The organism is uncultured Candidatus Kuenenia sp. (genome assembly GCF_900696675.1).
In the GTDB taxonomy this organism is placed as follows: Bacteria; Planctomycetota; Brocadiia; order Brocadiales; family Brocadiaceae; genus Kuenenia; species Kuenenia stuttgartiensis_A.
In genome coordinates, this window is record NZ_CAADGZ010000109.1 from 1 (window position 1) to 11,762 (window position 11,762).

Annotated in this window: 9 protein-coding genes; 2 read left to right on the forward strand and 7 right to left on the reverse strand. The window is 41.2% G+C overall.

Going from position 1 to position 11,762, the window contains the following annotated elements; all coding sequences use genetic code 11:
- The 4 genes from QZT26_RS13590 to QZT26_RS13605 all read right to left on the reverse strand — a co-directional run.
- On the reverse strand, positions 1-601 hold a 601-nt coding region (locus QZT26_RS13590), incomplete at its 3' end, for an RCC1 domain-containing protein (protein WP_295102836.1).
- 87 nt (positions 602-688) lie between these two features.
- On the reverse strand, positions 689-2,212 hold the full coding sequence (locus QZT26_RS13595) for a cache domain-containing protein (protein ID WP_099324527.1): 1,524 nt from the start codon (positions 2,210-2,212) through the stop codon (positions 689-691).
- 245 nt (positions 2,213-2,457) lie between these two features.
- Positions 2,458-4,089 carry a tetratricopeptide repeat protein gene (locus QZT26_RS13600; protein ID WP_295102840.1) on the reverse strand — a complete coding sequence of 544 codons (1,632 nt, stop codon included), beginning with the start codon at positions 4,087-4,089 and terminating at the stop codon, positions 2,458-2,460.
- Positions 4,090-4,102: 13 nt separating this feature from the next.
- A complete protein-coding gene (locus tag QZT26_RS13605) occupies positions 4,103-7,513 on the reverse strand; it encodes a DUF4175 family protein (RefSeq protein WP_295102842.1) in 3,411 nt (1,136 codons plus the stop codon).
- Positions 7,514-7,801: 288 nt separating this feature from the next.
- On the opposite strand from QZT26_RS13605, the gene ruvC reads away from it, so the two are divergent.
- Complete coding sequence (gene ruvC, locus QZT26_RS13610; RefSeq protein ID WP_295102844.1) at positions 7,802-8,269, forward strand: crossover junction endodeoxyribonuclease RuvC; 468 nt, start codon at positions 7,802-7,804, stop codon at positions 8,267-8,269.
- A gap of 85 nt (positions 8,270-8,354) precedes the next feature.
- The gene (locus tag QZT26_RS13615) at positions 8,355-9,323 is read left to right on the forward strand and encodes a tetratricopeptide repeat protein (protein WP_295102847.1); all 969 of its coding nucleotides are present in this window, start codon (positions 8,355-8,357) and stop codon (positions 9,321-9,323) included.
- A gap of 209 nt (positions 9,324-9,532) precedes the next feature.
- Here the strand turns inward: QZT26_RS13615 and QZT26_RS13620 are convergent, their stop codons facing one another.
- The 3 genes from QZT26_RS13620 to QZT26_RS13630 all read right to left on the reverse strand — a co-directional run bounded on the left by QZT26_RS13620 (position 9,533) and on the right by QZT26_RS13630 (position 11,261).
- Positions 9,533-10,246, reverse strand: coding sequence for an outer membrane lipoprotein carrier protein LolA (locus QZT26_RS13620; protein ID WP_295102849.1), 714 nt, complete (start codon positions 10,244-10,246; stop codon positions 9,533-9,535).
- Positions 10,227-10,838: an HAD family hydrolase gene (locus tag QZT26_RS13625; protein ID WP_099324520.1), complete on the reverse strand. Its 612-nt coding sequence runs from the start codon at positions 10,836-10,838 to the stop codon at positions 10,227-10,229. The genes QZT26_RS13620 and QZT26_RS13625 overlap by 20 nt, the downstream gene beginning before the upstream one ends.
- Positions 10,839-11,087: 249 nt before the next feature.
- Positions 11,088-11,261 carry a hypothetical protein gene (locus tag QZT26_RS13630; protein ID WP_157820418.1) on the reverse strand — a complete coding sequence of 58 codons (174 nt, stop codon included), beginning with the start codon at positions 11,259-11,261 and terminating at the stop codon, positions 11,088-11,090.
- Positions 11,262-11,762 lie beyond the last annotated feature (501 nt).

Consider the following 11,762-nt stretch of genomic DNA (forward strand, 5'->3'; position numbering starts at 1 on the left):
CTCCAGCAATGGCAATTACATCGGTTAGGCCGCTTACCTGCACCGGCGTTGAGCGGTTTGTCGTTGACTCGTCTCCCAGTTGACCGTTCCAGTTTGCCCCCCATGTCCACACGGCGCCATCTGGCTTCAGTGTTAGCGTATGATATGCTCCTGCCGATATCTGTGACCGAGGTATAAAGGTGGTTTCGCTTCCGTAGGATATGCCTCCAATGTTTTGAGAGGCTATCCTGCAATAGTATGTCGTCCATGGCGTTAAATCACCTAAAGTCGCATTTACGTACGTTGAGCCGGTTCCACATGGAATAGTTGTTGTGGCATCGAAATACATTCCTGTACTCGTGCCATAATCAAACCACGCAGTAGTTGCCAACCCGTTGCCATTCACCCACCCATTCAGTAATACGGAACTCAAGCTAACACACGTTGCTGAACCTGTTGTTGCGGTAGGGGTGCTGCCGCCGTCGTCTGGCAAGGAACCTGTAGTCGAACCAATTGCATACCCATCATAGCTGCCGGCCGTGTATTGGGTAAAAAACATAAGACCACATACAACGCTCGCCACCATCGATACTCTCAATACCGTTAGTATCTTAAGTCTCATTTTCTCATCTCCTTACTATTATCTAATACCATTTTATACTGATTTGCACTCTCTTTTACCCACGCGATTACACGATGACCCGCAATTTTATTGCACAATCATTTCTTTTACAACATACCCTAATGTTTTAACGTCAGGAATATGTGCAGCATAAAAAACGGTATTATAATTATGAGATTTCCACTCTATTCTTATGCGGTCGTTTAACTGATCAAATATTATATTGGCATAATCCGCAGAGGGATTAAATAAAAACCCAATTTGTGACAATTCTATGCCCTCTCTTAATAGTTGATCAACTATTGTTTCCAGACTTTTCATGTGAGTGGCAATGATTACACAGCGAAGCTTATTCAATTGGTAAGGATACAAATCGTAGCGCCTTATATTTTGCAGTATTTTCTGGAGGCAACTTGTCTTTCGACCTCCCAGGAAATATTTGGTAAGAGGATTCTTATGATAAATTTCATCTACGGGACTGATATGCGCAAGATATCCAAAGCTTTGGGGAAAGGACAAAATGATTGCAGTGCATGGTCCAACCCCTTTTGTTTCTAATAATTCTCCCGATTTTGTCATTGCATACTCGTTAATATCCACTTTTTTGCTATTTTGGGGAGACAACGATTCCCTGTCCTGAACAGCATATCCGGCATTTACTTTCGGCAGGTAATCCATAATTTTTGAAAGAAAATATTTTTCATACTCCTTATAAATATTTGAAATAACCTCGTCCTCATCCATTTCAACAATAATTATCCATGAATGGCCAAACACTTCAAATTGTTCAAAAGCGCTTAACACATGTATGCCCCTGTAGTCCTCAATAATCTTGCTCCCCGCTTTCTGTTGCAGCGCAAGTTTCACTGCCTCAGTATCCACTTTACGTTTCAAAATGGTGCTATCTTCGATAAACCTGGAATCCGTCAGCATTAACTTGTTTTCATTTACAAGATACACCTCTCCGGTTCTTCCAAGGTGTTCATGGTCGGATAATATTGCATTAATTTTGTTTATAGGAAATTGTAAAACAAACCAGCCGGCAAGGTCTTTCTTTTCATATACAGGCACAACAAAAAAAGCGGCAGGTTTGTCTGACGGGGCATAAAATTCATAGTTGACAAATTCCCTTTCAGGCGCTTCCCGAAGATGTATGGACAGGGAAGTATCCGAATACCTTCCGGTAAAAAGATTTGTATGATAATCATCTGCCTGTTTTATGCTGTGAAAAACAAAACCTCTGCTATCGACAAAAAGAATATCGTAGAAATCTTTATACGTAGTAACAAAATTTACATCCGCTTCATACTCCTTCTTCTGAATATTCATAGCATCGATTCCTGATGCCTCAACCTGATAACATTTCTTTATCTGATGAAAACAATCAAGCATGCTTTCGTCTGCAGCAATACCAGCCGCTCTCTTTTCTACGTCCGCAAAATATTTAATTATCTGCTTTTTCTTAAATGCGCTTATTTCCAAAAGAACCTTAAAATTCTGCTCTATCAGGTTACCCTTGGGTATCTTTTTGCATCCTGTATTTACCAATAAAAAAATGATTACTACTATGACTATTCCCGGATAATTTCTGCATTTCCAAAAATTATTCATGCAATTCCTCTTTGATAATTACCAAAATCCGGACAAGCCGGAACCAAATAAGCGCGAAAGCAGTCTACAGTCCACAGTCTGCAATTTGCCGACTGTAAATTGCCGATTGCCGGCTTTAGATATTTGACTCCGTGTAAAAAATATCAGAAATAACTTAGCATTTATGGGATTAAGGCGTGTATAAAATGCGTTGGGTTTTTGTCTTTTTAAAGCCCGGCCTGATTTAATTTAAGAAAGCAATTGAATCATTTTTCCGGCATCTCCGGGGTAGTGGGATTATGGAACCGTGTGACCATTTTTAACCTTCTCATCTCATTCGCCGCGTTTTCCTTATCTTCCACTTTTGTATATAGTTGAATGAGATTGCGGTAAACAACAGGGTTAAATGGATTTACCCGGTTTGCTCGTGAAAGAAAATTTATTGCCGTTTGATATGCTCCTGTTCTTTGGTACAGCTCGCCCAGTGAAATATATGTGGCTGTGTATTCGGGATAATATTCGAGAGCGGTTTTTAATACTTCTTCTGCCTTTGAATACTGAGTATCCTGGATATATGCCATTGCCAGTTTGTTCTGGATCTGCGGTGAAATATTTTTTGCCCTTATGAAGGCCTTTTCATATTCTATAATCGCTGCGCTGTACAACCCTTCGCGTCGTAAAAGGTCTCCCAGTATAGCGAATTTTTTCGCTTCTTTTACCTCTATTTCCGCGACACTTTCAAGATCGTCCACAATAGTGGACGATTCCTTTAATATTGTCGGAAGTATTTTGATGCCATGAACCCTTCTCAGGTTTTTCTGTTTCAAATATTGCAGATAATTCTCTTCGAACGTATTAAATGGTACCCCGGTGGCGGAGGATAGCGCTTCTTTTGCATCCATTCCATTCTTTATTTCATCAAGGATTGCAGTGATCAAAGGATAGCCGCCAAGATGATATAAATATTCTATTGACGTAAATACCTGCGCAAATGCAAGGGCGGTGTCTTCTCTTTTTTCTAATTTTGCCAGGGAGGGATGCATTTGCTCAAAGGTGATAAAGTAGTTCTTTTCCACTGCCTCTGCCAGAAGACTTTCCAGTGAAACAGGCAATGTCGGTGAATTATCATCTATCCATCTATTTTCCTCATATTTGGCAAGCCCCTCATGAAGCCAAACCGGCACACGATTGTATGTCTTTTTCATTATCACATAATGCACATACTCATGAGCAAGCGTATCAAGCCATTCATATCCCCGTGGCTGCAACCTCGGGCTTGTAATGATTAGCCGGTTGAACAAACAAATTGCGACAGCACCGGAGGTTTCAATTTCTTTCTGTGTTAAAGTGGAAATAGTGCAAAAACTCTCAGCGTCCGGATAGACCTCCACGAGTATTTTCTCACGCGGGAAATAGCCCAGATCGCCTCCAATTACCTTATAAGCGCTCTCAAGTGTGTCGAGGGCGTATTCTGCCAGTATGGCGTCTTTTTCTTCCACAAAACGGAAGAGAAAATGTTCTGACTCAATTTCCTTAAAATTGCTTGCTGTCTGGTATATTGTTTGAACGAAATGGAAAAATTCCTCTGCCTGCTGCATGACCCCTGGGGTTTTTTGCGCTTTTTTCAGGAAATCAAGCGATTCCTCATACCTTCCCTCATAAAATCGCACCTTTCCCACGAAAAAATATACATGAGGGTCTTCCGGCGCCAACAATCGCACCTTTTCAGCAACCTTTTTTGCCTCTTCAACCTGCCATGCATTCAGGCATTCTTCACCATAGGCAATTTCTCCCGGAATATCGAAAAATTCATTCGTCCGTGACTTCGCCTCTTTTTCCCGTGATAGAAGTACCACGAACAACAGCAATAATAATATGACCGCTTTTCTTTTCATCATATATCTCAATCAATCAATCAATCAATCTCTGATAATAATCCTTATTTAAATCCCTGTATTTCTCCGGTAATCCGTCTTTCAGTGCGTCAAGAATTTCTTGTCTGAACTTTTTAGGCGCTTTATATGCATCCTCGGAAGGTATTTCCACCTTCTCTGAAGTAGAAGTAACCTGACCTTCCATCATACTGCCGCGAAACGGCATAGGCATCCCTTCACCAATCATTCCCTGCTTTATGTGTTCTTTTGCCCTCTGCACCCCTTCTTTTGCTTCAGACAGACGATACAACGACTCCCTTTCCTCAATGACCGCGCCTGAAATATCCTGCCCTTCCAGCCGTTGCTTTGCACCGGACATGGAGTTTGAAGCCATCTCCAGTTGCCTGTTTGCCTCTTCGTCCATGAACGGAGCCTGGCTTGCAAGCTGCTCTAACATTTCCATAAGTTCCTCTGTTTCATTTTTATACTCTTCCTGTTTCCCCGCATACTTTTTCAATGTCTCCTGATCCTCCAGGGTCATGCCGGCGATTTGGTGTTCATCGAGGAATTTCATTATAGATTCAAGATCCTGGACTATTTTTTGACTTTGTTTTGCCGCATCGTCGATCTGTTTTTTTGTTTTAAGCTCTTCTTCCGACAACAGTTCTTTCCCCGCATCTTTTCTCATTTCAATAGAGTCTTGCATACGGTTATTCCAGTGATTTGTATCCCTTGCAATTTCCCGTGCTAAGGTTAATGATTCCGCTATCTCTCTGCCTTTCAGCATTTCTTCCAGATGTTGAAGCGTTTCTTCCGTCTGAGGTAATTCCTTATCAATAGAAAGGAAATCTCTTTGCAGAGGGTCCCTGTTAATTTCACGGTTCAACTCCGCATTTTTCCTTGTCAGCCCGGAGAACTTCGCCGATTCCTGTTTAGACATGCCGGATTTATTATCGTTTTCAAACAAATCGCTAAACCAGCTCGCGGGGATTTCTCTTTGTCCGGAAAACTGTTGCAACTGCTGTTTTGTTTGAAGATATTCCTGTAGCAATTCATTCTTTGCCAAATATTTTTTTGTCCCGGCAATATCCTGTTTTAACCCTTCAATCCTTTTTTCCTGTTTTTCAAAAAAGGATTTTAGCGTTTCATTGGTTGATTCTGAGACACGTTTTTGAACCTCTTGCCTTAAATCTTCCGTTTTCTCTGCCAGCGTTCTTTGCTTATTTTCCAGTTCCGACAAATTATCCAGCATCGTATCCATCTTTTCCATGGTATCGGAATAAAATGAATCCGTCAGTCCCTGTGAGGCGGAATTCATCTGATCCATCATCTTCTGCAAGGAAGAAAGCATCCTTTTGGCCGCCTCTATAGCGGTTTCACTATCGCCATTTTTGAGCGCATTCTTCATCTCGTTTAAATCGCCCATAATGTCATCCTGTTCAATCCCCTTCATTGCATCTGCGTTTAAGAATTCATCCATATGCTCACTCTGCGCCATTTGCATAAGCTTCATCATCATTTGCCGGATAGCATTTTCAATGTTGTTTAATTCAGCAAGCGCCTTTTCGTTCAGTTCCATGTCCCCGGTTTCACGCATCTGATTCAGTAATTTTTCAAGAGTGTTCTGCGATTGGATCAGATTATTCCCCGTATCTATTACATCATCCAATTTTTGTTTTTGTATCATTTCATTAAGGAATAGTATCATATCTTCCACTTCCGTCACTTCCCTATCCTGTATTACCTGCAGTTCCAATAACATTGCCAAGGGCACATCATTGCCCACTATGGCGAGCATCGCTTTTTGTATGGCCGTTTGTTTTTGTTCCGTCACATCGCGAAACTTTTTTCTCAAATTTTCCAGTGCGTAGTAAACACTGTAATTTGCCCTGACATCTTCCTGCATACCAACCAGAATATCCGTAAAAAGGCGGTTGATAACGCTCACCCGTTCATTGATAATATCCTGCCTCATAAGCAGGTACTCTTTTGAGGCACATTTTTCATCATCAATCCTGTTCACAAGGTCGTCCGACAACAACCACAGCGCTTCTTTCACGAGCAATTCCTGTAGTTTAATCAATTCCTGGTGTTTTTTTCTGGAACTATAAATCTCCAGATAATAAGTTTTAGATTTGCCGGTTTTTGGCCCTGATATCGTATCGTTGTCTTTTGCTTCAATATAGTACGCCACCTTGTCGTCGGGCTGCAGGCGCAATTCGCTCAAAGACCATTTGTACGTTCCGTTGTAAAATAATTGCCTTTTATCAAAACGGGACAAATGCCTTGTGTTTTTTTCATTTCCAACTTCATATGCAAGAGAAATCTCCGCCAACCCATAATCATCTTTTGCATTGTATTGAAGGTTTACAACATCTTTTTCATTTACCACCAAATCCTTTGCCGGAGCAATAACAGACGTTTCAGGCGGCAGGTCTGGAATAACTTCAACTGTATATAATGCAGGATCTCTGGTAATACGCCCATTCAAATCCTTTATCTCAAAACAATAAGAGCCATTCTCCAGCACCTGCAATACGCCGCTCATGGCCTTGTTGTTTTCAACTGCAAGTGGAATTATTGCAGACTCGTTATAAATGATTTTTGCTGATGTTACGGGGCGACCGCTTACGGCGCTGATTTGCGCCTCACTCCCTTTCAAGGCTTTAATATTGCCGCTTGTGTTGTATATCGTCTTTGTCTCCAGCCCGGAATAAAGAGGATATCGGTAGCATACGGTAATATCGCCAATAACAGGGACGCCTGAAACTGCAAATGGCTCTCCGCCTATACTGCTGCTGTCGCTAAGATAGCCAAATAAAAGCGGTATGTTTTTGTCCAGAGAAGAACGATGAAATGCATACACCGTTCCGAAAAGAAGCACGGAGAAAATAAGGAGTGTATTGCCGAGGATGAGAGGTTTTTTATTAACTACTGATTGAAGGTCTAATTGTTTCAGTTTCCTTGCGGCTTCATCAACAAGCATAGAGACCATCTGCCCGGAATATTTTATCTTCTGTGTGTTTCGTTGTTTCTTTGTCAGTTGCAAAGAGCTGATAAGCACATTATTCAAAGAAGGATATTTTTGTTCTATCAGCAGCGCTATCTTTTCTTTATTTATGGACAGCAACGGTATCAGTAGTATTTTAAAAAACACGACCAATAGTAAACCAAGGCAAAGCATATAAAATGCTCCAAGGCCTCCGGGGAAACGCAAAAGTGCAGCAGCAGTAAATGCTCCTATCATCAGCAAAAATATTCCCAGTGAAAAGACCAGGGCAATGCCGCCGAAGAATCTGTTTACCATGATATGTTTGCATACCAGGCGCAAAGACATATTTATTGTACTCGCACTGCTTTGAGACTTTGCGTCCCTGAAGTTAAGCAGCTTGACAATGTCTATCAGATTATTTACTATTTTATTCGTATTTAATAATAATTTTTTCATGGTACTATGTATAAAAAAGCGATTTGTTTTAAGTCTGTGAACAATAGTAAGGGTATGCTTGAAGGGCTAAATTGTCAAACAAAAACTTACGGTTGAAAAACGGGGAGATGCTTAACTAAAAATTATTGAAATTCCTAAGCTGGCATAGCCAGAACCAAACAATCTAGAAATAAAAAATACGAGATTCGAAAGGGAACCACAGATTGCACAGATTAAGAAATTCATCACAAACTTACCAATGGCCAATTGAAAATGTCTAAACATTAAAATAATTATCAATACTGGACTATGAAAATTCTCGGAATTGACCCAGGAACGCTGATTGCCGGATATGGCGTAATAGAAAAATCCGGTGCGGAAATAAAAGCGGTCGCGTATGGTTCTATAAAAACCGGCAAGAACCAGAATTTCCCGGAACGCCTCAAAACAATATACACAGGGGTAACAGAGTTAATAACAATATATAAGCCTGATCACATGGCGGTAGAAGAGGTTTTTTTTGGCAAAAATTTTAAAGCAGCCATTAAAATAGGGGAAGGCAGGGGCATTATCTTTCTGTGCGCTGCGATGGCAAATATTCCTATTGCTGAATATGCTGCCAGAGTGGTGAAGAAAGCGGTTGCCGGAAACGGAAATGCCCATAAAGGCAAGGTGCAGGAAATGGTAAAAGCCATACTTGGTTTGCCGGGAATTCCGCAGCCGGAGGACGCATCTGACGCCCTTGCCATCGCAATTTGCCACGGTCATCGGCTCTAAACTGGAATACAGGGGTTTTTACCGGTGATTAAATAATGATGAAGTTGTTTCTCTCATAGCAGTTTTAAAGCGAGGTTATGAAAATATGAAAAAAACAAGGTGTATCCTGTGTAACGCAACAAAGGCAAAAAGAAGTTGTAAGGAGCGCCACGATGCATTGATTTGTCCGAAATGTTGCGCTTCTATTCGTACTCAAATGTGCGAAGGTTGCAATTATTATGAATATGCGGAAAGATATCACGCCGCCCGATGTCATACCGCAGGAGAAGACACCAGTGACAAGGGAATCGAACGGGAGGTTGACAATGCCTTACTATTGCAGGAAAAGGGCGATATTGATGCGGCAAAAACAAAGATGGATGAATTATTGCGCATGCACCCGGAAAATCATGTTGTGCAATATGGCATGGGCGTTGTCTATGCATTTAAGGGGATGTGTGATGAGGCAATACGACACTTTGATAAGGCAATTGAAATTTTTCCATATTTTGTCCAGGCGCATTATAACAAGGCGGTAGCGTTGCTGAAAATATCTGACATGGTAAACTATTTGAGAACATTGAAAAGAATAGTGATTATCGGTGAAGAGGATAGTGAGTTTGTGAAGGCTGCAAGGCACATGCTTCTTGAAAGCGAGGAATATATAATGAAGCATCATGGAGTTGGTCTAAATAAATACCTCGAAGGAGAAAGGAAATTTCAGGAGGCATTTTCCTATATGGATAATGCTCAATGGGAAGACGCCCTGTGCTGTTTTAAAGAATGCACGGAAATGGTCGCCGGGCATGCACAGTCGTGGGGGAATATAGGTTTGTGCTATGCGCATTTAGGAAAGAAAGAACTTGCGTTATCCGCCATTGACATGGCCTTGGAAATTGACCCCTTATATGAAGTAGCGTACATGAACCGAAAGGCAATTGATAGGCTGGAGGAGGGGGAGATATTAAAACATGAAAAGCTAAAGACACTGAATTATTACAAAGACGTTGCTGTACAAAACAAGCCTCTTCTTGAAACACTCATGGGGGAAGAAAGAATTAAAAGAACGAGTTGATACATTGTTTTCGGGAATGCGGAGAACAAGGCGTGGGGTGGATTAAGTGACAGCGAATCCAACTTTCCTGTGCATATTATTGGTGGATTCGGCGTAAAAAACAACGCCTTAATCCACCCTACCTTAACTTAATGACATTGGGTGGCCGCAACCCAAAAGCAAGGTTTTATACATTTGCAGTACAGAAGAGAAAGGAATACAGGGTTTTGCTAAAACGGTTCAATAATTTCCACTCCTTTCGGGGGATCAAACATAAAGAGTTTATCAGACATCCGGCTGTTGAGCGTGATGCTCTCAAATTCAATCAAATTTACCACTTCACCGCCGCTTTCATGCAATTCTATTTTTACCGGAAGCCATACGCCTTCCTCTATCCACAGGCGAATTTTTGCATATTGGGATGAAGCGCTTTTGGGGGTTAAATCAAGCGCATAAAAACATTTCTTACCGGCCTCCATTGTATCTGCCAGGGAAATTGTGTAGTCTTTTTTCGCCGAAGCTACCGATTCTCCATAACCAAACCCAAAGAAATGTATGTTCTGTGCGGTATGTTCTCCTTTATTTACAGCATATTTTTCGACCTGCTTTGCTTTTGGATGATATATCCACAGGTGTTTTCCGTCAATAATGTTTACCTCATCGCGGGGAGGGTCAAATTTTAAATGTAACCGGTCGGGTTTTTTATATTGCATCTTTCCTCTGGATACTTCCGTGGAATCCAGCAGTGGAATGGTTCTGGTGATCGCTATATTGGCCCTCATGGTTTTGAATTCGCCGTCTGCCTTTTCTATTGCAAGGAGAACTTCGTCCAGCGTCTTGCGTTTTGCCTGTTCGCTGCAAAGAGAAGCCCTGTTAACGAGAAAAATAATTAGCGCAGAAGCAAATAGGCTGAAAATAGTGCTGTTAAAAATTCGTTTTCCCATGTGTGTTTAACTTTGCCTTTTCAAAATGTTCTATGATGTGTACGATGTCCTTAATACAATCTATTTCAAAATCAGGTATTACCTCTGTTTCGACATACTCTTTGTAACGCAAAAGAACCGTTCGCGTCCCCGCCGCCTTGCCGCACATAATATCGTATTTATAGTCTCCAACCATCAATAAATGGTCTGTATGGATATTCATCATTTTGCTTAGCAGAAAAATAGGATCCGGATCCGGTTTTGGCTTGGCGTCGTCACGGCTTACGATAAATTCAAAATGCAGGTTGTGTTTCTTAAGAACGGTATCGACCGATTTGCGAGAGTTGCGGGTTAAAAGAGCTGTTCTTAATTGTTTCTTTTGCAAAAATTCCAGCATCTCTGTTACCCCTTCATTGAGTTCCGATTCCATTGCCGCTTGTTCCTCAAAACGCTCAAGGATACCCATTGCCCTTGCGCGTTCTTCAGGACTGGATTGTTCTGCATAGTCTAAAATAAACCCAACCTTTGCGCCAATGTCTCTTTCAACGGCTGCGAAATCCACTTTGGGCTTGGTAAGTGTGCCGTCCATATCAAATATGATTCCCTGTAACATTATGTATGTTCCTTTTATTGCGAGTGTTTTAGGTAAAATAACAAATATGTAACATTTTAGTTTTTTGAAAAATTCCAATAGTTACATTGTTTGCCGCACGATGTAGGGGCGAAGCATTTGCCCGTTTGGGCATGAATGCATGTATGCCAGTTATGGCAAATGCTTCGCCCCTACGGTTTCAAAAAACTAAGGTGTTTCACAAATATAGATTAGCACAAGAAATACCTTTTAAATTTTACCTGATATATATTATCGTTCAACGAGTATTTTCAACAAGACTGGCAAGGGGCATGAAATGTGTGTCTTTCCTGCTGCTGACTGGGTTGTCTGGGAGATAAGTACCCGTATATCCGCTTCAATCAGATCGGCAGCACGGTTAAGATTGTCGAAGTCCTGTAAAGAGGGTTTTGACGTCAGCTTCACTTTGACAGCCCATAACTCCCGGCGGGTTCAGGTTTGCAAACCTGAACTTATGGGTTTATGCGTATGATGGGGCCACGTATTGCGGTAAAATTCCAATGCCCAAATCACAAAATTCCTGTTTGGCATCTGGAATTTATTTGTCACTTGTTCTGAGCAAAAATTTGAGAATTGAATATTGAATATTTTTCTTATTAATACCCTCGTTCCCAAGCTCCGGCTTGGGAACGCAAGTGCATTGGAAGCTCCCGCTTCCCTTTCGTTATAATTATTCGGTTCAAACTTTATAAGTGGTTAAAGGGATTAGCATCCACCCCTTGCCCCATAAGCGCTAACTTGTTTTATTGACAAATTTTATTCATCATGGTATTTTTATGTTAATTATCCCGCTAATCACTCTATAGGAGGATAAAGCCATGATGAGAGAAGATTGGGATCTTCTAAGAACTTTCTTCCCAAACGATTGGAAAAGTTTAGCCGTTGATACAAATGCTTTAAAAGGCT